The sequence below is a fragment of the Flavobacterium album genome (assembly GCF_003096035.1).
GTDB classification, from domain to species: Bacteria; Bacteroidota; Bacteroidia; order Flavobacteriales; family Flavobacteriaceae; genus Flavobacterium; species Flavobacterium album.
On record NZ_CP029186.1, the window covers coordinates 3,292,298 to 3,317,636 of the forward strand.

The 25,339-nt window shown below is 43.6% G+C and carries 17 protein-coding genes; 7 read left to right on the forward strand and 10 right to left on the reverse strand.

The annotated features are described in order from the left end of the window. Nucleotides 1-122: 122 nt before the first annotated feature. On the reverse strand, nt 123-1,427 hold the full coding sequence (locus HYN59_RS15005) for a hypothetical protein (protein ID WP_108779058.1): 1,305 nt from the start codon (nt 1,425-1,427) through the stop codon (nt 123-125). 354 nt (nt 1,428-1,781) lie between these two features. Here HYN59_RS15005 and HYN59_RS15010 point away from each other — a divergent pair, with 354 nt between their 5' ends. The 4 genes from HYN59_RS15010 (at nt 1,782) to HYN59_RS18310 (ending at nt 4,983) form a co-directional block, all read left to right on the forward strand. Beyond that, on the forward strand, nt 1,782-2,855 hold the full coding sequence (locus HYN59_RS15010; RefSeq protein ID WP_108779059.1) for a hypothetical protein: 1,074 nt from the start codon (nt 1,782-1,784) through the stop codon (nt 2,853-2,855). Nucleotides 2,856-3,281: 426 nt separating this feature from the next. Further along, a complete protein-coding gene (locus HYN59_RS15015) occupies nt 3,282-3,845 on the forward strand; it encodes a helix-turn-helix domain-containing protein (RefSeq protein WP_108779060.1) in 564 nt (187 codons plus the stop codon). Continuing rightward, nucleotides 3,842-4,801, forward strand: coding sequence for a tyrosine-type recombinase/integrase (locus HYN59_RS15020; RefSeq protein WP_245895586.1), 960 nt, complete (start codon nt 3,842-3,844; stop codon nt 4,799-4,801). Before HYN59_RS15015 ends, HYN59_RS15020 begins: the two co-directional genes overlap by 4 nt. Next, nucleotides 4,771-4,983, forward strand: coding sequence for a tyrosine-type recombinase/integrase (locus HYN59_RS18310; protein ID WP_245895588.1), 213 nt, complete (start codon nt 4,771-4,773; stop codon nt 4,981-4,983). Before HYN59_RS15020 ends, HYN59_RS18310 begins: the two co-directional genes overlap by 31 nt. Before the next feature lie 25 nt (nt 4,984-5,008). Here HYN59_RS18310 and HYN59_RS15025 read toward each other — a convergent pair whose 3' ends face one another. Then, entirely contained in the window at nt 5,009-5,317 is a 309-nt protein-coding gene (locus HYN59_RS15025) for a helix-turn-helix domain-containing protein (protein ID WP_108779061.1), read from the reverse strand. Between the two features lie 400 nt (nt 5,318-5,717). Between HYN59_RS15025 and HYN59_RS15030 the strand changes: the two genes are divergently transcribed. The 3 genes from HYN59_RS15030 to HYN59_RS15045 all read left to right on the forward strand — a co-directional run bounded on the left by HYN59_RS15030 (nt 5,718) and on the right by HYN59_RS15045 (nt 9,724). Then, nucleotides 5,718-7,526, forward strand: a complete 1,809-nt coding sequence (locus HYN59_RS15030) for an OmpA family protein (RefSeq protein WP_108779062.1) — start codon at nt 5,718-5,720, stop codon at nt 7,524-7,526. 1,164 nt (nt 7,527-8,690) lie between these two features. After that, a complete protein-coding gene (locus HYN59_RS15035) occupies nt 8,691-8,927 on the forward strand; it encodes a hypothetical protein (protein WP_108779063.1) in 237 nt (78 codons plus the stop codon). 89 nt (nt 8,928-9,016) lie between these two features. Beyond that, nucleotides 9,017-9,724: a hypothetical protein gene (locus HYN59_RS15045; protein WP_146185958.1), complete on the forward strand. Its 708-nt coding sequence runs from the start codon at nt 9,017-9,019 to the stop codon at nt 9,722-9,724. Between the two features lie 680 nt (nt 9,725-10,404). On the opposite strand, the gene HYN59_RS15055 is transcribed toward HYN59_RS15045, so the two are convergent. The 8 genes from HYN59_RS15055 to HYN59_RS15090 form a co-directional block, all read right to left on the reverse strand. Further along, a complete protein-coding gene (locus HYN59_RS15055; protein ID WP_108779067.1) occupies nt 10,405-11,304 on the reverse strand; it encodes a carbohydrate kinase family protein in 900 nt (299 codons plus the stop codon). An 18-nt stretch (nt 11,305-11,322) separates the two neighbouring features. Next, nucleotides 11,323-12,873: a glycoside hydrolase family 32 protein gene (locus HYN59_RS15060; protein ID WP_181369451.1), complete on the reverse strand. Its 1,551-nt coding sequence runs from the start codon at nt 12,871-12,873 to the stop codon at nt 11,323-11,325. A gap of 13 nt (nt 12,874-12,886) precedes the next feature. Next, nucleotides 12,887-14,281 (reverse strand): DUF4960 domain-containing protein, encoded by a 1,395-nt coding sequence (locus HYN59_RS15065; protein ID WP_108779069.1) that lies wholly within the window; start codon nt 14,279-14,281, stop codon nt 12,887-12,889. A 21-nt stretch (nt 14,282-14,302) separates the two neighbouring features. Then, on the reverse strand, nt 14,303-15,997 hold the full coding sequence (locus HYN59_RS15070) for a RagB/SusD family nutrient uptake outer membrane protein (RefSeq protein ID WP_108779070.1): 1,695 nt from the start codon (nt 15,995-15,997) through the stop codon (nt 14,303-14,305). A 17-nt stretch (nt 15,998-16,014) separates the two neighbouring features. Then, on the reverse strand, nt 16,015-19,116 hold the full coding sequence (locus tag HYN59_RS15075; protein ID WP_108779071.1) for a SusC/RagA family TonB-linked outer membrane protein: 3,102 nt from the start codon (nt 19,114-19,116) through the stop codon (nt 16,015-16,017). A gap of 37 nt (nt 19,117-19,153) precedes the next feature. Next, complete coding sequence (locus HYN59_RS15080; RefSeq protein ID WP_108779072.1) at nt 19,154-20,728, reverse strand: glycoside hydrolase family 32 protein; 1,575 nt, start codon at nt 20,726-20,728, stop codon at nt 19,154-19,156. Continuing rightward, on the reverse strand, nt 20,694-22,049 hold the full coding sequence (locus HYN59_RS15085) for a sugar porter family MFS transporter (protein WP_108779073.1): 1,356 nt from the start codon (nt 22,047-22,049) through the stop codon (nt 20,694-20,696). The genes HYN59_RS15080 and HYN59_RS15085 overlap by 35 nt, the downstream gene beginning before the upstream one ends. Before the next feature lie 233 nt (nt 22,050-22,282). Beyond that, nucleotides 22,283-25,021: a substrate-binding domain-containing protein gene (locus HYN59_RS15090; RefSeq protein ID WP_245895590.1), complete on the reverse strand. Its 2,739-nt coding sequence runs from the start codon at nt 25,019-25,021 to the stop codon at nt 22,283-22,285. Between the last annotated feature and the right edge of the window lie 318 nt (nt 25,022-25,339).

A 25,339-nucleotide genomic window follows, 5' to 3' on the forward strand; every position in this document is an offset into this window, starting at 1 on the left:
GTGTAGAAATTTTTATTTTACGCTAATATATAAATATTAACAATTGATAGTATATCTAAGGCATGTACAATTGAAATATATTAAGAAATTACAGACAATTAATAATTCTTTTTGGTGAAATACTAGTTGAAAACATTCCTGAAATTGCTGAATGGAAAATTGCTACCAAGTTTGGTAGTTATATAGTTTTTAAGATATGTATGATCATCTTCTGCTCTATTGCGACTCCAACATTGGCTGTTTCCATTTACACTCTCACAAAGCCCTTCAAATTGATCATCATCTAATCTATCCAGGTTGGGCTTTAAAACATAGGTAAATATTTTATCCGCTTCATTATAACTTCTGCAAGTAATATAACGCCATATTATAAACTCAGTAATTTCTTTAGTGTAGCCTTTAGAAACACCAATTCTGATAAGTATATTGTAAGCATCTGCACTAGCATCATATGGAAATGTGGCATCAAATTGGGTATCGATCTTTCCCTTGATAGTTGCCAAATGATCTAAAAAATTAGGTGACAAAAACCATGCACTTGTTTTGGCACTTGGATCCTTTTCCGCTTCTTGTGCTAATAACAATCTGACATCTTCACTGAACACACTGTAAAGATCTTCATTCTCTGCTATAAAATTAATAAGTAGCTCTTTTACAGTATCAGAATCATGAACATTACTAAAGTATTTTTTTTCGCTTTTAATTTTTTCTATGGCAGCAGAAAGATTCCTTTCATATAGAATTTTTAATAGCTTATAATTTAGCTTACGGTTGGACTTAGCATTACTGTCATCAAGCTTAAAAACGATTTTCCATAAATCTCTAAATATAATGACCTCAATTGACGGAGTTAAATTTTCAAGATATTTGGCTCCTACGTACTTGTTGATACTTAATTGATTAATTAATATATCTTTCTTATCCGCTAAATCCTGAAGCATAGCACCTAGAATTTTTTTAGAAAGAATCGGTGGCTTTAAAAAAAAAGATTCTAGCATATTACGTATGTGGGCTCCAACAGTTTCCTTATTAGGAGTATGAAGGCGATCTTCTTTATCAATAACTGGGTGGGCACATAAATGTCTGTCATTTCTTAGACTTAAGATACGTGCATAATCAACATTATCAATTAAACTTGTTCTGGTTTTAATTTCTTCAACCAGTGTTTTTTCCCACTCAGGGCTAGTCGGATGATCTGCTTGAAACTTTCTTATATTATCAAGTATGCTGATAGCAATAGCATCTGAATATATGTCTGCCAAAGTTTCTAATTTGTCAATCATATCACTGATAACTACACTGTAAAGAGTAACTACCGCAGCTCTGTGATTATTATTAAAATAAGAACTGGCAACTTCTTTAAAATAATCCTTAGTTTTTGCTGAAACTATTTTCTGACCAGCATGTTCTATACTAAAGTCATTCATATTAAACTATAATTTTGCGTTAATGAAATCTAGAAATTCTCAAATATAAGTAAATCCGTACATTCTGTAACAAGTATAATTACCTGTTTGATCATATTGCAGAATGTTGCTGGCTATTAGAACATCAGGAAAAAAATTGAACTATAAAACTCATTCATCAGTACTTTAGCATTCATCGTATTGTTACCTCTACATTCTTCTGACAAATCAAAAAAACCATAGAATTTAGTTTATAGGATATAAAAGTGGCATTGGTAAGAAAGTTTATAAATTTGATATTTAAACACCGATTTGTATGATTCCTTTGGCTAAGTTATTGTCAAACTAATTTACAATAAATCAAAACATTACCTTATGGAAAAAATCAGTATTACACGGCAGGAACTGTATGACCTTATATGGTCCGCACCTATATCTCGATTGGCGAAAAACTATGGTATATTAGATTATCAGCTGCGTAAGATTTGTAATGATTTTAATATCCCTGTTCCTCAAAACGGTTATTGGCAAAAGCTGAAATACAATAAGCCAGTCAGCAAGATTGCCCTTCCTCCTGATTTGAATGAGGACAAAAAAATCCTTCTATCAGCAAACGGACAGGAGAATGGCCAAACTGCTCAATCTGCCTCCCATTCAGAACTGGACATAATACTGAACGACCCGAATACACCTTCATCAGTTCCAGAAGTACTGACCAAACCACATTTCCTTACTGTTGAAACAAAACGCCATTGGGCCGATTTTAAGTTGAAGCGCTACGAATATGACCGCTCCATACCCCACCTGTCCATACGAGTTGAAAAGCCAAACCGGAATCGGGCGCTGATATTCATGGATACCTTGGTCAAACTTTTGGAATACAGGGGTCATAAGGTAGTAATCAAGAATACCGAAACCCACGCGATACTGTTTGGAGTCGAAATCCAACTTGATCTGCGCGAAGCTGGAAAACGTATCCCCAATCCTCCTGGTAGTTATCCTACATTTGAAGTAGTTCCGACTGGCGAATTGATTCTGAAAACAGGTAAATATTCTATCGATAAGGAATGGCGTGACGGAAAGATCCTAATTGAGCAGATGTTGCCCAAAATCATTGTCTGGATGGAAGCAAAGGCCAGTGATTGGGCTGAAATGATGGCAAACAACGAGCTTGACCGGCATAATAAGAAAATGAAACAGGAATTCGAAGCAGCAAAAAAAGCTCTGCAAGAACAGGAGCTAAATAGCTTTAATGAATTACTGCTAGACGCTGAACGGTTTAACAAGGCAAAAATGCTGAGGATATATATAGAGGCCTTTAAAGAAAATGCATTGGGAAACGGTCCCATTGCAATTGAAACTGAGCTATGGATACAGTGGGCTTTGAAAAGAGCGGACTGGTATGACCCTTTGACAAATGCGGAAAATCTTCCTTTCGAAAATAGGTAATAGATCTTAAATGCCTCTAAATTTGTATCTTTGTAAATATAACCTGTCCTTCAGGTTATACATAGATCTGTACGCTAACTATTGTTTTGTTTGTGATGTTTATCGTTAGTTTGATAAACTTTGTACCGTAGTTGTACCTTACTTCTATCAAAGGCTTCCTATTACTGGAAAGTTACTTTCTGCATCGGTAAATAGCAGGCACAAAGCATCGCAAAACATCGCAAACAAAACCAGTTAAATTGTTATAAAACAGCAATTTAACTGGTTTTTGGTTTTTAGTCACTTTATCTTTATTTATAGATATTTGGATAAAGTTTGTACCCCAGTTGTACCTCATTTTGAAAATGCTCTCAGCGATCAATTATGAGGCGAAAACATGGCACACAGAGGCACACTTGGACACAGTGAGGCACAAAAATTTAGGCGATGAGCACCAACATCAGGATCAAACGGATCTGTGATTTCTGCTTACAGGAATTTACAGCAAAAACAACGCGGACAAAGTACTGTTCGCACAAATGCAACAGCCGGGCCTATAAGGCTGGCCAACGACAGTCAAAAATTGAAAAAAGCAATGCGGAGACAGCCAGGGTTATCACAACCGACCTTGACAAATTGAAGCAGCGCGAGTTCCTAAGCATTACTCAGGCCGGACTGCTGTTTGGTATCAGCCGACGGACAATTTACAGGTTGATTGACCGGGGATATATTAACATCGCAAAATTCGGTACCCGTACCGTAATCCGGAAATGCGACCTGGAAGCCTTCTTTGCTGTGCCGATCGTCCTCCAAAGATTGAAAGCCGTACAGGCATTCCCCGGAATTGAAAATTGTTATACCATTGGACAGGCACAATCTGAATTCAATATTTCACCGGTTGCACTGTACCATTTACTGCACCGCCACGGGATAATGAAATACTCCATTGGGAAGTTTACCTATGTACCTAAGTCAGAACTGGATGTGATATTTAAAGCGGTAGCAATATGAAAAGGGTAACTGTTACATTGCGAAACAAACCTGTCAGTAAAGGTAGGGTGTCACTTTATCTTGACTTCTATCCGGCCGTATTTGTTCCCGAGATCGGGAAGAAAACAAGGCGGGAATTCCTGAAGCTATACCTGCATGAAAAACCGAAGAGCTTCGGCGAGAAGCTGAACAACTCAGAAAATCAGCGTATGGCAGAACTTATATGTACGCGCCGCCGTAATGAAGTGAACAAAGAGTTCATTTATACCTCTTTTGAACTGGAACAAATGCGTTTAAAGGAAATCAGCGAACGTTCCTTCCTGCAATATTTTAGAAAACAGGGAAGTAAAAGAGATGGTAATAATGCTGAAATATGGGAAACGGCCATTTGCCATTTTGAGAATTTTATTGACGGTAAGCAACCATCCTTCAGTGACATCACAATCCCATTTGTGGACGATTTCCGGGAGTACCTGCTAAACGCAAAAAGCCGTAGGAACACAGGTAAAAAAATTTCTCGCAACACGGCTTTGTCTTACTTCAATAAACTGAAGACAACACTAAAAAAAGCATACAAGGAAGGTTTGTTGCAAACCGACGTGAATGCTGGTATAGAAGGTATCACCGAGCAGGAATCGCAGAGGAATTATCTGAATATGGAAGAAGCTACAGCATTGTTCAGGACGCCTTGTAAAAGTGAGATAGTAAAGCGGGTAAGCATCTTTTCCATACTGACCGGCCTGAGATATTCGGACATCGCCAAGCTTAAATGGAAAGAGATAGAACATACATTTAACGATGGCTATTATATACGCTTTACCCAAAAAAAAACAGAGAAGCAGGAAAACCTGCCAATTTCAGAGCAGGCTTATAGTATACTCAGCAGTGCTGCCAATGGAAATGAGTTGGTGTTTCCGTGCCTGAAGAATGGGAATTTGACCGTCTTGTGCCGTTGTGGGTTCAGGCTGCAGGGATAACGAAACACATAACATTTCACTGTTTTAGGCATACCTATGCAACGTTACAGATTGCCGGGGGTACAGACCTGCTGACGGTTTCTAAAATGCTTGGCCATAAAAGCGTGAAGACTACACAGATTTATGCAAAAGTTGTTGACCAAAGAAAAAGGGAAGCTACCGACAAGATTAATTTGTCTTAGCTTCCCTTTTAAACTGTGTATATAATTACAGCTGTCTTTTTACGAGTTCCTCATTAGTAAGCATCTTTCCACTTTCGATCCAGGCAGTGAGTTCCGATTTGGAGAAATATAGCCGCTTCCCTTTCTTAAAGACAGGTATTTCATTCCTACTGACCTTCGAGTACAGCGTTGCCACGGAAAGGTTGAGGAACTGGGCAGCTTCGTTAACGCTGAATAACTGGTCTTCGGTCTTTTGGCGAGGCCCAATGCTTTTTAGAAGTGACTCAATATGATCCATCTTATCAAGAAGCTTGCCCATTAGTTTTGGTATTTGGTCGAATGTAAATGGCTTCATATTTTTAGGCTTAATTGATGATAGAAACTGACGGCAGTATCATAACCTGATAGAAATACAATTTGTGCTACGCCCCTGAATCTCGGCTTTTGTCCTGAGATAAACGCTTTGAATTAACGAGGGATCGTCATTTCCCGGGGCTGTGATTGTTTATTACTTCTAATAATCGGAGCCAGCTATCATTAACTTTTTATGTATTATAATTCTGTGTCGCTAATTCTATATGTAAGCTGCATAGCACATACTAACATTTACATTCACGAACCATTGATATTTTAATGCGGCGTTTCCATTTTCACTATTCTGTAGTTTGGTAAACACAATATGCCCAGAGCAGGCATTTGGGCCGTCACTATAGTTTAATCCGGCAGATAGATCCTGCTGCCCTTATTTTTTTTGAATGAAGGCTCATAACGCAGGTAGCCATAAGCTCTATGCGCGCTATGAATATGTAGATGCGGCAAAAGCTTACGAAAAGCTGGACAAGAAAGACCCTTACGTATACGCCCAAATAGCCGACAGCTACTACAATGTATTCAACAGCAAGGAAGCGGTAAAATGGTACCCTAAAGCCATAGAAGGCAGCACCGATGCCGAGATCTACTGGCGCTATGCCCAGATGCTCAAGGCCGAAGGCAAATATGAGGAGGCCAACGCACAGATGCAGAAATTTGCATCGATGGCCCCTGGTGATACAAGGGCAGTAGAATTTAAGAAGGACCCGAACTACCTTCCTAAATTAAGGAACCAGGCCAAATTGTTCGATGAGAAAGTGCTTGACATCAACGATAAGAAATACGGCTCTTTCGGGGCAGTGCTTTCGGATGACAACACGCTGTACTTTACCAGCGCAAGGAATACCTCACGCAGGAACTACGGATGGAGCGAAGAGCCATTCCTTGATATGTACACGGCAACCTACAATGCCAACGGTACCTACAGCGAGCCGGCATTGCTTCCTGAGGTGAACAGCCGCTACCATGACGGCCCGGCCTCTGTAACCGCCGACGGCAACACGATGTACTTCTCGAGCGAGAGCTTCAAGGAGCGCAAAGAGTACGAGAGGGACAGGGAAAACAACCTGAAGCTTGGCCAGGTATGGCTTTTCAGGGCAAAAAAAGTAAACGGCAAATGGGGCGATATCGAACCGGTACCGTTCAACAATAAAATGTGGTCGACAGGCAACCCTGCCATCAGCAAGGACGGTAAGACATTGTACTTTTCTTCCGACAGGGAAGGCACTATGGGAGGCAACGACATCTGGAAAGTAGAAGTGAACGGCGACAGCTACGGCGAGCCGGTAAACCTTGGGCCAAAAGTGAACACCACAGGAAGGGAAAGCTTCCCGTTCATCACCGATGACAACAAGCTGTACTTCTCCTCCGATGGCCACAAAGGCTTCGGATCATTAGACGTGTTCATGATCGACCTTAACAAAGGCACCGATGCCATCAACGTAGGAGCCCCTGTAAACGGCCCTAAAGATGACTTCGCCTTTACCTTCAACACCAAGAACAATATTGGTTTCTTCTCCTCAAACCGTGACGGCTTTGACAAGATCTACAGCGCGACACCATTATGCGCGGTAGAAGCCATCGTACAGGTAAGGGACAAAAAGACGCTTCAGGCGCTTCCGGGAGCCAAAGTGGCGATACTTGACGAGAAGAACAACGTGATCGAGACCAGGACAGCCGATGCCAAAGGTATGGTAACCTACACTGTAGATTGCAACAGGGCTTACGGGCTTCAGGGCAGCATGGAAAAATACAGCAACGGCACAGCCAAGGTACCTGCAGGCAAAGGGCCGCAGGCTAACGTAAACCTTGACCTTGATCCGATCGTTGTAGTTCCGGACCAGCCGGTGATCGTGCTTGACGATGTCTTCTTTGAATTCAACAAGAGCAACATCACCAAAGAAGGCGCTTTTGTACTGGATAACTTAGTAGAGACAATGAAAAAATACCCTGAGCTTGTAATCATGGTAAAATCGCATACCGATAACCGCGGCAGTGACAAATACAACATGGCGCTGTCTAACCGCAGGGCGAAATCTACGGTACAGTATGTGATCTCCAAAGGCATAGCCAAGGCGCGCATCTCTGGCGAAGGCTATGGCGAGAGCCAGCCTAAGGTAGACTGCGGAGCTAACTGCACAGAAGAGCAGTATGCACAAAACCGCCGTTCAGAGTTCATTATCGTAAAGAAATAGTACTCAACAAACCAATCAATACCCTAAAAGCGGTTCCGGAAGGAACCGCTTTAAATTTAAATATTTCTACTTATCACACATGGGATTACTATTTGAGCACTAAAAAACTTAGCAACAATGCGATCTGGTAGCAGCCAACTAAGAACTACAAACCTAAGTCATTTTAACAATTTATTACTTACAGCCCAACCTTTAAGCTTAAAATATATCATTTAAATTACTTGAAACATAACAGTAACTATGCATTATATAAATAACATCATACTTTGCAAAACATATATATGGATGCACTGGACACCGAACAATTGAAAATATATTAAAAAACTTAGCCAATAAATTTCTTTAGCAATTAGATGTCCAACATAACGCATTATTCCCGATATGATTTTCAACGCTTGGCTGGAAAATATGTCGGGCGACTCTGAACCACACCCTTCCATTCGGCAGTCTTTAAACATGTTACAATATTTTGTGTCAAATTCGGGGCAATCCACTTTTGAAAATTAGAAAACATCAGTAAAACATATAGGTTTCCGGACTTAGATTCGATTCCCGGAGCTGATTTCACTTCATATTATCCCACTTGTAAAAGAGCCACCAGTAATGGTTTGGCGCATATTGGCATTTATCTGGTTCCTTAGAACGCTACCTGGGCGGAAAGGGTCAAACGTCCCAGGGTCGGATACTCCCGCTTTTGTTTCACAATATGCATTTGCCTTTGAAAGTATCCATAAGGTATTTTATTATCTGTATGATTATCTTATCGTCAAAGTGGTGCCTCATGCCTGTCTTTGTATTGTAGCTTTTTTTCAAGATTTTCACGTGCCTAAATAAAAGATGAGCTGAAGAAGAGTTCCGGCGCTGCGTCTCTGTCAATACGTATCATAATGATGTGTTCTTCAAGAAAAACAGCAGTAAGCTAAATAGCCTGGATACGTTGGCCGAAGTAGCTTTTGAATTCTACCCTGATACAATCCTGTTATCATGCTATATCGATGAATCGGGCAGGCTGGAGAGGGCGCGTGAATACCTTGCTCAAAAATTTGGCAATTCTGGCTACCAACCGAAAATCATAGCCAAAATCCTCTACCAACCTGATGACTATCATCTAGGAGGTTATCGATATTTTTATCATTGATCCGGCAAAAAGCAAATTATAATACAATGGATAAGTTAACCTTGTCACGGAATGAGTTCTACGAACTTATATGGAGTGAGCCCCTCAGCAAGTTGTCAAAGAAATATGCACTTTCTGATAATGGGCTACGCAAGATGTGCAGGAAATACAATGTGTCCATCCCAAAGAATGGCTATTGGATGAAAATGAAGTTCAATAAGCCTGTCAAGCCCGAAAAGCTGCCCCCCTTTAAAATGAAAAAGGACGAGATAGAGATTTCCTAAGGGATGAGGGCAGTACGATCAATCTTGATGAATCCCCCGAAACACTTCTGGTACGCGAAATCAATGCGGACCCCGATGCACCCCTCAGGGTGCCCGAAGAACTCGTAAAACCTCATCTCCTGATAAGGGAGACCAAACGGCACTGGGCTGATGTAAAGAAACATAAAATAGATTACAATTATGATAAGAGCATCCCATACCTGAGTATCCATGTGCAAAACGAACACAGGCCAAGGGCGCTTCGCTTTTTTGATGTGCTTATAAAGCTATTGGAGCATCGGGGGCACAAAGTCGTAACCCGCGGCCATGAGACGTTGGTGATTATCGGAGAGATCGAAACCCAAATTTCATTACGGGAGGCAAGCAACAGGGTATACAGGACTGAACGGAATTGGACAACTTCCGATCTTGTACCTAACGGGAAGCTTATCTTTAAGGCAGGAAAATACTCCTGGGATAAGGAATGGCGTGATAATAAAACGCTGTTGGAGGTTATGCTTGCCAAAATTGTGGCCAGGCTGGAGCTCGATGCGAAAAAGGAAGCGGAATGGCGCGAAAGGTCACGCCTCGCGGAGATACAGCGCGCCGAAGAAGAACGTATACGGAGGGAGATAGAAGCAATACGCAAAGCAGGACAGGAAAAATTTGACCTGCTGCTTAAACAAGCGGAGCGCTTTGACAAAGCGCAGAAGATACGCGCTCTAGTCGCCGCTGCCCGGGCAAACGCGTTGGATGACGGTCAAATTTCACAAAAGAGGAAGGAATGGATAGAGTGGGCATCAAGGAAGGCGGACTAGTATGACCCGCTTTATGACATCAAGGACGATATTCTTGATATGGAGATTTAATTATCGGACGCCTCCTTGATGAATTTAAATTTCAAATGCATTTTATATATTCAATAGTTGCGCTCAAAAGGATTGTACGTCATGTTCTTAATTGGAATCTACCGATTTACCGTATTACGAATGAGTCTGAATATTTGCTACAGTCTAAAAGCATAAAAATGTAAACAATCCTCTAGTAGACAAAATAAACCATTAATTTTGGAAACGTATAGAAAATATTAATAAATCCCGTTAAGTAGGCCAATTTCTTTAAATCCTGCATAAAATGGTTTGGAATTTGTATACCTGGGTCATTCTTAAAAAAAGTGCTAAATCGAAAGATTTAGCACTTTTCTTGTTTAATAATCTTATAGAATATAAAATTATTAGATTTCTTGTAAGTTTTACTTTTGGTTTCGATGTCCAGAGTAGTCACCACGACAGGATTAAACCATTTAAACGTTATAAAAGAATGGTATTGAATATCGTTGGTATCTATTTTAATAGTAAATACATAAAGAATTTAAAACCAGTAATAGCTCCCACAAAAAAGGGGCAGCTACCCAAGCTGCCCCTAACAAGGAAAATTCATCACTTCCTAAGTTAACCCAAACTTATGGAAATCACATTAACTAACCCCAAAATTTTTATTATACGCCTTGCATTAGCGCTCCAATGTCTTCTTCCGTCACAACAGGGTTTGCGCCTGCCGATGCCGCTACAAGGGCCCCCACGGCACAGGCATAGTCTATGGTACGCTGCGGGTCCTGCCCTGAAAGCAGGCCCATAACAAGTGTTGCGAGGAACGAGTCGCCTGCACCTACCGTATCTACTACTTTTACCGGATAGCCATTATTACTGTAAAGGCTTCCCTCCCACATCAGCACGGCACCATGCTTGCCTTTGGTAGCACACATAGAGCGCGTCCCGGTTTTATGAGCTATAAATTCCATATTGTCTTCCAGTAAGGTGTAAGGCGAACCCATGCCAGCTGCGATCTCAAGCAGTTCTTCATCATTGAATTTAATAAAGCTTGCCGACCTGATAAGGCTTTCGATGGTTGCCTGCGTGTAATGCGGCGGACGCAGGTTGGCGTCAAACACCTTGTAAATATCATTTTGAAGAAGTTCCTCCAGCGAACGCTTTGAAGCTTCATCGCGGCACACGAGGCTGCCATAGATCAATACATCGGCATCACCTGCAAGGCTGCGCGCGTGATCTGTCAGGTCTATCTTATCCCAAGCAGACGGGTAACTTATCTCATAGCTTGCGCTGCCGCGCTCATTTACATATACATGTACTAATCCGGTAGGATATTCTTCTGTCCTTATTATACCAGTAGTATCCAGTCCCTGCGCTTTTACATAGTCTACAATTTCATCGCCATCGGCATCTTGCCCTACGCAGCTTATCATGGCTACTTCGCAACCAAGGCTTTGCATCCTGAGGGCCAGGTTTAACGGTGCGCCGCCTATTTTCTTACCATCGGCAAAAACGTCCCAAAGTACCTCGCCATACGATACCGCTTTAAGTTTCTTCGCTTTATTCATTCAGATAATAATTATAATTTAAGGCTTTAAAACCTGTAATCCTGTTACACTGGCAGTAGCTCCGCCGGTAGCTATAATCCCCCATTTTTGCTGATCACGGCCGTAAATACGGTTCGTTAATGCTACTTTACCATTTATATAAACCACACAAACGCTGCCGTCTGCAATAATATCGATGTTATATGCCGTGCCCTGAGATATAACCAGCGGCATGCGGGTAACCAGGTCGCCATTGCTGTTATAGGCGGCAATACGGTTCTGCGCGGGTTCCAACACAACTTTATAGTAGGTATTATCGCTTACATTAAAGTAAAAACCTGCCGCGCCTGTAGCATTTGTTAGCGAAAGCTGTGCACCAATGCGAACTTTTTTACCGGCTGCGCCAAAGGTTGCCATTGCAGTTCCCGACGTGCTGTTTAATGTATATCCCCCATTGCTTTCGGTTACAGTTCCGGTAGAAGATTCCATCGTTACAGGAGTATTTTGCGTAAACAATGTACTTACCGCATCCGGCGCTTTTGTAGCCAGGGTGCCGTCAGAATTTTGTACCAGTTCATGTATTACAAGGTTACCTGCCCATTCCCTGCCGCCAGTGTCATTTTCCGGTGCCTTGCGTGCGGCCCACCCAAAGGCATATCTCTTACTACCGTCTGATGCTGTTTTTGCGGCATAATAATATTCCCCGTCTATGAGGTCGTTCACGGGTTTTGTCCACGGTCCGTTAATACTTGTCGCCATGCGATAATGCGTGCCTTTGTTACCGCTCCAGTTTTCGCTGAACATCATATACCAGTAACTGCCCATTTTAAACACATCGGCGCACTCCATCATCAGGTAGCTGTCTTCAGGTGTAGTGGTATACAGCGGCCCTTCCGGTACCCAATTGCCACTGGCAGGGTCGGTAGTTGTAAATTTAAGCAAAACCGCTTTACGCGAAGGGTCGGTTTGCGTGCTTACAAGCATCCAGTATTTACCATCGTCAGGATTCTGGAATACCTGCGGGTCGCGGAAATCATAATCGTAATATCCTGCAGGCGCCGTTATTTTAAACGACGGCTGCTTGGTCCAGGTCTTCATATCGGTACTGGTGGCTAACAGTACGCTTTCACGCGGGTTGTTCGCCATAAATGCTGCTATCTCATTATGCCCAGAGTAATAAAAGTAATAGGTACTGCCCACTTTAACCATGCTGCCTGTGCCCACCCCAAAATCGGGTTCGTCCTGCCCTCCGTAGGGTATCCTCTGCCCTTCGTATGTAAATGTGGAGAGGTTGGTAGTGCTATACTCGTGGATATCATGGAAACCTTTTCCTGCAGGTTTGTTTATGGCATCGTGCAAAAAGTAAATATGCCAGGTGCCATCTTCATAATACGGCATTACATCGCCGGTATAGCCTGCGCTATAGTACGGCTCGTCGCCGCCCATCCATTGCGATGGCGGTGCAGGGTAAATGCTGCTCATTTCTGTTTCGCCGCCCATTATCGAGCCGCCTATGTACTTATCGTCATTGGAGCACGAAAGGAACGAGAGTGTTATGGCCGCTGCTAACCCTATATATTTTAGTTTCATAGTGATTATTTTATTATTGCCCAATAAGGTAGTTAAGGCTGTTTTGGGTAAGTGTCTGTATATTTGTAATAAAGGAATTCGGCTGACTTGGGTTACCGTTAGCATCGGGCTCATTATACCAGTCATAAGCCCCCATAGATATTATTACAACATTAGCATTGCCGTTGTTGCCCCATTCCGCAACTGTAACGCGGCCGTTAAGGGCATCGTCCCAGGACTCGCTGGCCAGGTTAATGCCGCCGGTCTGGCTTCTCCAGCCTGCGCCGTTATTGTAGCCGCCCCATTCCGGTAAAAACCACCATGCGGTATGGTTTAGCCTGTAGGTCCCGCCCTGCAGCAAATTTGCTTTTCCTGACTGGAAAGTTTGCAGCCCCTGGAATATAGGGTGCTCTTCATGCCCCACAAAAGACATCCCCCAGGAGTTACTGTCTACGCCTCCGGCAGGCAAAAAATCGCCAAACACATTGTTGGGCCCTTTACCCGCAGGTACTACACCCAGTGCATCTACATACTGGCTGGCAAATGTGGTAAGCAGCAGGTTGCCGCCGTTGGCCCTGTAGTTTTGAAGCGCTGTGGTAACCGCAGGGTTATACGCTATTGAAGGTAACGTCTGAGCCGAATCATAGTGCCACCAGATAACATCGATATCGCTGATGCTTGTGCCTGAATTGATCTGTGTAAACGAAAGGTACTGCGCGCCACTGTAATTTGCAAAAAGCCAGTCGCAGGCAGTTTTTTCATCCATATTGGTAATAGCTTCGCGGGTAGCTGCTGTACCCAGGAAAGCGACAGTAATTCCTTCTACTGGAACACCTACGTTAGCCGTATAGGTCACCACTGTGCTTCCGGATGTTACGGTAAATACCACCGGATTCGTAAAATCTATCGTGCTGCCCGAAGCCGGCGAGATACTCACCCCTTCGTTAAGTTCTATTACGGGCTGTAATGCCGTAAGATCTGTACCGGCCGGAAGCGTAAGGTTTATGGTGTGTGCGGTGTTATTAATAACCGCTGCCAAATTATTTATTTTAAAGCTGACTATAGGGGGCGATACTATTACATTTACCTTATAGTCCTTAAACAAGTTCCCGTTTACAACGCGGAATGCTACCGGCTGGCTAAAATTCATGGCCTGGCTAAAGTCAACATTTAGTTCAGCGCCCTCAGGTAGTACTACGTCCGCAACTTCAGCGTTTACAGTACTGCCAAAAGGCAACGTAACGGTTATGGTTCCTGCATTATTATCAATAACACCTTCCGTGCCGTTTATGCTGAACGATTCAACGCTTACGGCAACGTTATTTTCAAAGCCTGTTTTATCAAAACTGTCTTCGCACGAAAACAGTACAGCTATAAGCGCCAGTAGCAGACCCGCTTTATGAATGCTTTTTTTAAATACTTTTTTCATAATATTTCAATTTAGTATCGATTAATAACCCGGGTTTTGGTGGTATACGCCCTGGCTGAAATTTATCTGTGCCAACGGTATCGGGCAGTATTCTTCCTTGTTTTTATCAAAATACGCATCGTTATAATAGGCACGTTTGGTTTTTTCTTCAGCATAGTAGGCATTCATAACCTCATCGGTAACACCCCAACGCACGAGGTCAAAAAAGCGGCTGCCTTCCATAGCGAGTTCCAGGCGGCGTTCCCAGCGCAGGGCATTGCGGGCATACTCCTGGGTCCAGTTGCAGTTTTGCCCGTTTATATAAGGGCTAATATTTGTATTGGTAGCGTAGCCCGATATTAGCGCAGTACTGTTCGCTGCACGGTTACGAACCTGGTTTATCAGTGCAAGCGCATCGTTCTGCTGGCCCATTTCTATTAAGGCTTCGGCACGCATCAGCAGTACATCGGCATAGCGTATCTGGATGCGGTTTTTAGAGTTGCCGTAAAAAGGGTCAATGTTTACCACACAGCCACAGTTGGGCGATACGTTTTCTTTAAGTGACGCATAGTAACCATAGGTACTCGGGCTCCTTACCCAGGCCATCACATAAGTATAATCAGGGTCATATTTCCATGGCAGTCCCGGTATGGCTACCGTATGGTAAAGGCGTGGGTCTACCGAGTAGCTGCTAAGCTGGTTATAATCGAGGTCATCATCATTAAAGGTATTAAACAATGGCAGCCCGTTATTGGTCTTAAAAGCATTGACCAAATTCTGGCTTGGCTTATGGAAGTCGCAGCAGCCAAGGCCCTGTGGCGTGCTCAGCACATCGCCGAAGTTCAGCCTGCCGTAAAGTGTGCCGTCATCTTTGCTGAATTGTATTGCAAATATACTTTCCGGCCCGTTTTCATAACTGCCCGGAAGAAAGTTATTGGCGAAATCAGGCTCCAGGCTCGCCGACCCCATTACCTGTGCAGTAGCGTCCAGCACCTGTTGCAGGTGTTCCTGGCTGATGCCGGTCACATTATAGTTTTCATCCTGCGTATAGGCCTGGTACAGGCGCGTTTTGGCAAGGTAGGCATATGCTGCTTTTTTGCTGGCGCGGCCCACCTGTGCCTGCGCATCCGGCAGGACAGCGGCGGCGGCTTCAAAATCAGAAGCTATTTTTTCCCAAAGTTCCTCATTGGTAAGCTGGGTATTGCTTATCTGCGGATATTCTTCCACAGGGATATCTTCGGTTACATAAGGTACGTTGCGGTACAATATTTTTAGCATGAAGTAAAAATGCCCGCGGATAAATTTCATTTCTCCTATCCGTGCCTCTTTTTGCGGATACTCAGCCGCATCAAGCATCTCCAGTGCGTGCAGTGCCTTATTACAGCGCGATATTCCTACGTAGTTCAGGTACCACAGGTTGTCCAATTCGGCAAAATCTGACCGGATATTGTTTGAAACCTCAAAAAAGTGGAAATCCTGGATGTCGTTCGTTCCGCTGCCGCCTTTATAGGCATCATCGCTGCGCACATTGCCATACGGCCAAAGGCTAAAAGGGGTATCATAGTGGTCGTTGCCCAGTGCAGCATAGGCCGCATTAACAAAGCCGTCTACATTTTCGGCGGTTACTACTTCACCTTCGCTAAGCACCCCGCGCGGGTTATTATCTAAAAAATCAGAGCAGGCAGTAATGTTAAGCATCAGTGCCAACGCGCCCACAGTATATATTATCTTTTTCATCTTAATTCCTTATTTGATTATAATGATACATTAACGCCTACCGTGAAGGTTACCGGCAGCGGATAACCGAAGGCCGGGCTTTCGGGGTCTACGCCCGTAAATTTTTTGCTGTCAATGATAAGCAGGTTTTGTCCGCTTACATAGATCCTGAAATTGTCCATATTATACTTTTCGCTAAGCGATTTTGGCAAAGTATAGCCCAACTGCAATACGCGAAGCTTCAGGTAGTTGCCTTTCTCTACATAGTATGTACTGAAACGGCTCTCGGCATTGCGGTCCACTGTGGTAAGTGCGGGAATGTTAGAGTTAGGGTTGTCTACACTCCACGCGTTGAGCAGGCGTGTACCTTTGTTAGAGCCTACATCGTCCACGCTCCAAAAATCAGTCTGGTATTTGGTACTGTTAATAACATCTACGTTGCCAATGCCATCCCAAAAAGTGGTAAAGTCAAAGTTCTTGTAGCTCAGCGCGATGTTGATACCATATTGGAAGCCCGGGTTGGGGTTGCCTATCCATGTGCGGTCGCTATTATTAATAGTGCCATCGCCATTAAGGTCTTTATAGCGTATGCGGCCCAGGCCTTTGCCCGGCTGGTCGGCCGAATTATCAACCTCTTCCTGGCTACGGAAAAGCCCATCGGCTACATAACCGTACATAGAGTTTATCGGCCTGCCTAAAATATTGTCGTCAAGGCCGTTGCCGCCATAGCTGTTTTGTACAGCTCTCGGCAGTTTGGTTATCTTGTTCTTATTGGCTGAAATGTTTGCCGACACTTCATACTTAAAGCCACCGGCGGTTTCATCATGGTACGTAAGGGCCGCTTCCCAGCCTCTGTTTTCCATACTTGCGCCGTTTACCCACTGGTTACCGCCCTCGCCTATTGCACCAAGGTAAGGAGGCTGTACCAATATATCTTCTGTTTTCTTTATATAATAGTCGGCCGAACCGCTAAGCTTCTGGTCGAAGAAACCAAAATCAAGACCTATATCGGTTTGCGTGGTAGTTTCCCACTTCAGGTTGTCGTTGCCTGTTTGTGTGGCGATAAACCCCGAAGGCAGCAGGCCGTTGTTGTTGCCGTTTATATCGTAGGCCGTGCCGTAGGAGGTTGCCCAGGTAGGGCTGCCACCGGCATAATTGGCCAGGAACAGCGAATATACTGCCGTGTTGCTTATCTCCTGGTTGCCCGTTTGTCCCCAGCTGGCGCGCAGTTTCAGGTCAGAGATAACAGAGTTTTCCTTGTCTTTGATAAAACTTTCCTGGCTGATGCGCCATCCGGCAGATACTGCAGGGAACGTACCGAACTGGTTGTTTTTCCCAAAGCGTGACGATCCGTCGCGGCGGATGGTGCCCGAAACAAGATAGCGTCCGTCATAATCATATTCGGCTTTGCCAAAATAAGACAGAAGCTTATACTGTGTCGAAGTACCACTGGTAAACGATTCGCCTGTACCGGCATCAGGATACATATAATCGGGCGTTTCTACTATAAAGTCATTTTTACGCAGTGTCGTATTGTCAAAAACATCCTGGTACATTTCGGTACCCGCAAGCAGGTTAACGTGGCTTTTACCCAGGTCAAAGTTGTACAGTGCGGTGTTCGTCCACGTCCATTTGTCGCTTACGCTCTGGTCTATCGTCACCGATGTCTGGTCGTTATGGAGATACCCGGAGGTATAGCTCCTTTGAAGCGAACGCTTATTATAATAGCCGTAATCTATACCGAAACTGGTTTTTACATGCAGGTTCTTTATTATTTCAAGATCTGCGTAAGCATTACCGAAAAGACGCAGGTATTTGTAGCCGTTGTCCTTATTATACTCCAGCAGGCGCACCGGGTTTTGCCTGTCGTTCATGCCGCCTACCGGGCCACCCCATCCGCTACCATCTGTGGTATGTACCGGTATGATTGGCAGCGCACGCAATGCAGGGTCGAGCACTCCCGGATCGGTAACTTCGTTAGTGCGGGCAAATGTAAAGTTCTCGCCCACTGTAAGCTTTCCGTCAAAATATTTGTACGAGCTGTTCATGCGTGCGGTAACACGCTTAAATTCGGTGGTTTTTACAATACCGTCATTATTATAATAGCTAAGCGAGAACAGGTAGCTGCCTTTATCAGTTCCGTTAGATACCGAAAAATCATAATTCTGGGCTACACCCGTACGTGCTATCTCGTCATACCAGTCGGTATTGGCCGATTTTAGGGTATGCGCCGCGTCCAGGTATTCCGGCACCAAAACCTTATTTAGCGTAGGCCTGCCGTTTGCCGCGCTCCAGTCAAACTGATAACTCAGGTTATTGTTATTGGGATCTATCCCGTCATTCACATTAGCCTGCCACAACGCCTGTCCATACTGTTCGGCATTTAAGACTTTCAGCCTGCGGGCATAGCCTGAGAATGCGGTATAATGGTCGAAGGTGATACGCATACGGCCGTTCTTCCCTTTTTTGGTGGTTATGATGATAACCCCATTGGAGGAGCGCGAGCCGTAAATACTGGCTGAAGCAGCATCTTTAAGTACCTGTATGGTTTCAATATCATTAGGGTTCAGCTCGTGCATGCCCGATTTTGTAGGCACCCCGTCTATAACCAATAGCGGTGCGGTATTGTTAAGCGTACCCACCCCGCGGATCACGATCCCTGTGTTAGAGCCTGACGGCGAACCATCGGTAGTTACACGTACTCCGGGTATACGGCCCTGCAGCGACTGTAGCGCATTAGGCTGTTTCTGCTTGTTGGCTTCTTCCATATCCACCACTGCAACGGCGCCGGTAATGTCGGCTTTCTTTTGCGATGAGTAGCCGGTAACCACTACGGCATCCAGTTCTTTGTTGTCAGGAACTAATATAATATTCACTGTTTCCTGCGCTGCAATCGTTTGCGGCTTAAAGCCAATATAGCTTACCACAAGGTTTGCACCGGGAGTAATATTGGTAAGCAAAAAGTTACCATAAAGGTCGGTTGAAGCACTAATACTAGTACCCTCTACCAGTACCGAGGCCCCCGGGAGCGGCATATTGTCTTCTGCAGACACTACCGTTCCCTTTACCCCTATTCCCTGCGCGGTAGCAGCCAGAACCGGAAACAGGAGGCATAAAAAGAGAATAATTTTACATTTCATAATTAATCTTTTGCTTGGTTATGGTTTATCGTGTTTATTAAAATTTCAACTGGTTAATAGTAAGATCGTTAATTTCAAATACAGATGATGCCGCTGCCGAAAATGTGCTGAAAGGCTCGCTGGCAAAAAATATTTCTGTCATTACCGTTTCGCCGTCGTTGTAAAAAATTTCGATGCTTGTTTTATCCATCAGGATGCGGAATGTACCTGCCTTCTGTAATCCGCTCAATGCTGCCTTAGACGGCGTTCCCGTAAACTTTTGGAATTCGGCTATGCTGCCTGATCTCTGACGGTCTATGAAAAGGTTATGCGCTTTGTTATCTATACCAAAGCTCAGGGTTTCGCCGGCGTCATTACTAAATGTAAAGGTGTATACATCCTGCTTCAGGTCCTTCACACTGAATGTAATGTCGGCCTTTGTAAGGTCTGTCATACCTTTCTGCGAAAGCACCGCTGTACCTTTCACTACAATCTTTTTCTGTCGGTTGGCCTTTTCGATATAATTTTTAAGCGCTTCGGCAGGGCTTGTTAAAAGGGCATATTTACCATCCTTTTTAACGAGTTTCAGTTCCCTGGGGATCGTATTGCTACTGCGCCATCCGTTAGTGGGTACTACCTCTGCATATTCCCAGTTGCTCATCCAGCCTATCATTATCCTTCGGCCATCTTTTACCGGAGCATTGCCCCAGGTAACGCCCGCATAATTATCCTTGCCATGATCCAGCCATACAGCCTTTTCTTTGGCAACCCTTTCGGCAAAAGCCTTATCGAGGGTAAAGGTTTTACCATCAAAATCGCCTACGAAATATTGTGTACCGCTTCCTCCATTTGCACCACCGGGATTAAGGCTTTGTATCAGTACCCATTTTGTTTCGCCTGTACCTTCTACTTTCATCGGAAAGAAATCAGGGCATTCCCATACCCCGCCGTGCGCTCCTATATTTTTGCCAAAGTCAGAAAGGTAACTCCAGTATTTCAGGTTTTTGGAAACGTATAGCTGAGACCTGTCCTGGGCTGCAAGCACCATTATCCATTGGTTGTGTATATTGTCCCAGGTAACTTTAGGGTCCCGGAAATCGCGTATGCCCGGATTTTTGATCACGGGATTGCCCACATCATATTTTGTCCAGGTATATCCGTTGTCCAGCGAGTAAGCAAGTCCCTGCGACTCTACATCCATTGCACCGGCTTTCTCCTTAACAGGGTCGTGGTAGGTAAATATTGCCACTACCGGTGCAGTTTTTCCGTTGCCAAAGCCACTGGTATTGTTCACATCGAGTACCGCGCTGCCCGAAAAAATGTACCCGAACCTGTCAGGATAAAGCGCTATGGGCTGTTCTTCCCATTTTACCAGATCTTTACTGGTAGCATGCCCCCAGTGCATCGGGCCCCATTTGTTGCCATAAGGCCAATATTGGAAATACAGATTGTAAATGCCATCGGCATAAAAAAGCCCGTTGGGGTCATTCATCCAGTTATTCTTTGGCGTGAAGTGAAAATTAGGCCTGTACAATTGCTCCCCGGTACTTTTTACATCCTGGGCACTGCACAGCGTAGCCAATAAAAGCAGGGCGCCGCTAAACGCTAATGGGAGAAGTTTTTTCAGTATCATTTTGTGGTGTTACATTATTCGTTAGTTCTTCACTTAATTCTTCAAGAGACCTGCCCTTTGTCTCCGGCATTAAAAAGGCAACAAAAACAAGCTGGAAAACCATCATGATGGTAAATATCAGGAATACGACCTCAGGGCCAATGGTACTGAAAAGTATCGGGATAAGTGACGGGATAATGGCTGCCAGTACCCAGTGTACCGAACTTCCAAAGGCCTGGCCCGATGCGCGGATATGGTTTGGGAAGATCTCTGATATAAATACCCAGATAACGGCCCCCTGCCCTATGGCGTGTGATGCAATAAAGAGGAAAAGAAATGCGGGCACCGATACGCCTCCCCAGTTGAAATAAAATGCAGCGGATACCAGCCCCAATGAAATGATGTATCCTATAGAGCCTATGTACATAAGTAATTTGCGTCCAAGCTTATCAATAAGGGCTACACCAAGCAGGGTAAACAGTAAATTGGCAACCCCTATGCCTATACTGCTCAAAAGGGCGGTATTCTCTCCGAGGCCTGCTTCCTGGAATATCCTTGGAGCATAGTATAAAAAAGCGTTGATGCCGGAGAACTGGTTAAAGAAAGCGATAAGGAAAGCCAGCATCAGTGGAAAACGGTATTTTTTCATAAAGATGTTTTCATGGCTCTTATCCCCGGCCTGCTGGATCTCCAGCATCATAGATTCGATATTGGCAGAAGGGTCTACAATAGCAAGTACCTTGCGCGCTTCCTCATTCCTGAACTTCGATAACAACCACCTCGGGCTTTTAGGCACGGTAAACATGAGCGATATATAAATAACTGCCGGTACAGCCTGTATGCCCAGCATCCATCGCCATGCATTTTCGCCAACATCTTTAAGAAAATAATTTGATACAAAAGCTACCAGTATACCCAGTACGATATTGAATTGATACAAGGCTACAAGGCGGCCGCGTTTTGCAGCAGGGGCTATCTCAGACACATATGCCGGCGCAGCGATAGTGGAAGCACCCACGCCAAGGCCCCCTAAGAACCGGAACGCGGCAAACGTGAAAGGATCATTAGCCAGTGCCGAGCCAATGGCTGAAACAAGAAAGAAAACACCTATCCATAACAAGGTATTTTTACGGCCTATTTTATTTGTAGGGATGCCGCCAAAGATGGCGCCAACCACGGTGCCCCATAGCGCCATGCCCATAACCACAGAGCCATGAAAGGCATCGGATGAGTGCCAAAGTTGCTGTAGCTGTTTATCGGCGCCCGATATTACTACGGTATCAAAACCAAAAAGAAAGCCTGCCAGCGCGGCGGTAACAGACCAGATAAGTATTTTATTCATTGCAGCGATATTAATTGATCTGCTGCTAAATTATCAGGTAACACCTCATTTGTAATTTTGAAAATGCTACAATTATGTAACACCCGTGAGACAACATCTGTCAAAACCCAACAAACAACTGTAAATCAACAGTTTAATTTTACGAAAACGATATAACTAAACCGTCGGGATACATTTTTTGTTACCTAATGTATATTTTTGATACATGGCATTCCGTATATCCTTGTATCATTTTAGCCTTTTATTTTATATTCTTTAGGAGAAACACCAAATTTATTCTTAAATGCTGTAGAAAAATAATTGGGCGATGAGAAGCCCAGCGAATAAGCTATCTCACTGATATTCATGTCGGCCTCACGCAGCATTGTAGCAGCTTTCTCCAGGCGGATGTTATTAATATGGTCGCTTATGCTCATACCTAATATAGCCTTTACTTTACGGTACAATTGTACGCGTGATACATGGAGCTTGTCTGCCAGCTCTTCTACAGAGAATTTTGGATTATCCATATTTTCCATGATATGGGTATTCATGCGCGAAATAAAATCCTGTTCTAAAGTACCGAATTTAGATTCCGGCTCCACACGATAAATATTGTTGGTATAATAATAGCGTAATTTTTCGCGGTTAAAAAGCAGGCTGGTGAGCGACTGGCGCAAAACAGACAGGCTGAACGGTTTTGCCAGGTATTGGTCAACACCGGCCTGCATACCCTGTATAACCGACTCTTTATTGCTTTGCGCACTAAGTATAATAATGGGAATATGAGAAGTGCGCAGGTCTTTTTTTAAGATCCTGCTTATTTCAAAGCCATCTGTCCCTACAAGGTTAATATCGCAAATAATTATATCCGGCACCAGCTCCAAAGCCAAAGTTACAGCGTTGCTGCCGTCTGAAGTATGCACGTCATATTCTGCCGAAAGCTTGCTGCTTAAAAAGTTTACCAGGTCAGGATGGTCTTCTATTACCAGCAATGTATATTTCTCCAGGCCGGGAGTTAAGACGTTAATTTCCGGCAGGTGCTCAAATTCAGGGTCATCCTGAAGTAACGATGTGTTGTATTCTGTAGTAGTTGTGGCGCTATTTATTTCTGCCTGCAGCAGGTGTTCCCTGCCCTTATTAATCGTAATTACAAATTCGGTACCCTGCCGGGACCTTACTTCTATAGTTCCTTTGTGAAGCGCTATAAATTCTTTAGAAAGGTTCAGCCCTATTCCGCTGCTGTTCTTACTGTTATTCGATGCCCGGAAAAAAGGATCGAACACCATATTTATCTCTTTTTCAGGAATTCCTATACCGCTGTCTTTAAACAGGATCTTCAGGGTGTTATCTGCTCCATCTTTAATAGTTATGGTTATCTTACCATTATCCGGAGTAAATTTAAAAGCGTTAGACAGCAGGTTAAAATATACCTTATCCATAATGCTGTTATCTATATAAACTTCTGTATCCTTATGGTCGGCAACAAGGCGGAAGTCAATATTCCTTCGGGCTGCTTCGCCTTTAAAGTTGGCCATCACCTGGCTGGTAAAAGAGTAGATGTTGGTTTTAGAGGCCCTTAAGTTAAATTTTCGCTCTTCTATTTTCCTGAAATCAAGCAATTGGTTTATAAGGCGCAGCAGGCGATGGGAGTTGCTGTATATCAGTTTTAGCTCATCCATAATGCGGGTACCCTTTATCTTATCGTTTTCTATAAGCGATTCGGCATAGCTTAATATCAGCGTTATAGGTGTTTTAAACTCGTGCGACAACCCTGTAAAAAAACTTAGCTTTGCTTCATTGCTGCGTTGTGCCGCAGCGGCCATTACTTCGATCTCATTTTTTTGGTCGGTAACGGTACTGTTGATCCGCTCCAGCTGCCGTTTTTTGCGTGAAATGGAAATAGTACTGTAAATGCTGTATACGGCAAGGCTGAGTATGATCATAAGGAATAAAGTAAGCAGTCGCACCAGGCTATGCTGCGATGCATATTCCCGCTCCTGTTCGCTTATGTTCTCAAGCTGTTGTTTTATAACCGTTTGCTGCTGGTCTACCTTATCCAACTGGCTCTTAATGATCTCTGCATTTATTTTATCTATAACGATCGTATTCAGAAGGTTATTTTTAGTAATGGGTTCCTTGTTGTATATTTTCAGGGCAAGCCTCAGTGCTTCGTTACCCCCTGTAGGGTAAAGTATGGAAGCCTGCAAAATCCCTTTCTTAACCAGTTCTATCCCACCATTAGGGGTATTAAGGGCATCTACCCCCACAAATTTTATCTTATTCTCCAGGCCAAGTTCCTGTGCAGTTTCCCACGCACCCAGTGCCATACGGTCATTCTGCGCAAAAATGTATTCAATGTCCGGGTCGCTTTGCAATAGCTTTTTTAGCTGTGGCTTTACCGATCTGCTTTCCCAGTCACCATTTATAACGCTTACCAGCTTCATTTGGGGATGCTGGTCTATTATTTGAGAAAAACCCAATCCGCGCTCATAAGCCGGTGACGACGTTTTAAGCCCTGTTATTTCTATTATCTTTCCATTGCCATTGCTGTTAGAAACAATATATTTTGCGGCAATGCGGCCTACCTCTATGTTATCGGCACCTATGTAGGCGGTATACTCTTCGCTGTTTATCTTGCGGTCTACCATAATTACCGGAATGCCTTTTTTTACCGATTTTTCTACAATAGCGGTAAGCGGCTTTGCCTCAATAGGCGATACGATTATAACATCTGTGCCAAGGTCGATGAACTTTTCAATATCCTTTATCTGTTGCTGCACATCGTTATTGGCATCCTTAATTTCTAAATTTACTTCGGGGTGCAGCGATGCTTCTATCACCATGCTCTTGTTTAACTGGCGTCTCCAGTCATCGGTGTTCATTCCTTGGGAAAAGCCGATCTTAACTACTGTGCCATCATTAGGTTTGGCACAGGAAAAGGTTAACAGCAATGCAAATGCTGCAATAAGGAGGTATTTTATACGGGACAAAAAACACGTAGTTTTCATTCGGTTATTAGTCTATAAATAGGTGGGTTCTGTGGCGCGTCCGGACTGTACGAATTTAAAGGAATTTGCCATATGTTATATATTGGTGTAAGGTGCAAGTTAAGCTAAAATAATATGTATGTCAAAATCCATCGTCTGCTAATTAAGTAAAAAAATAAAGGATTGACAATTTAAACGTTATTTAATTCTCTAATATTCAAAAACGCAAGTATCATTTTTATAAGGGCCGGTAACAAAATCGATACTATTTCGTTTTCGTGAATTTCAAAAAACAATATAATCCAATAAAAAACAACAACT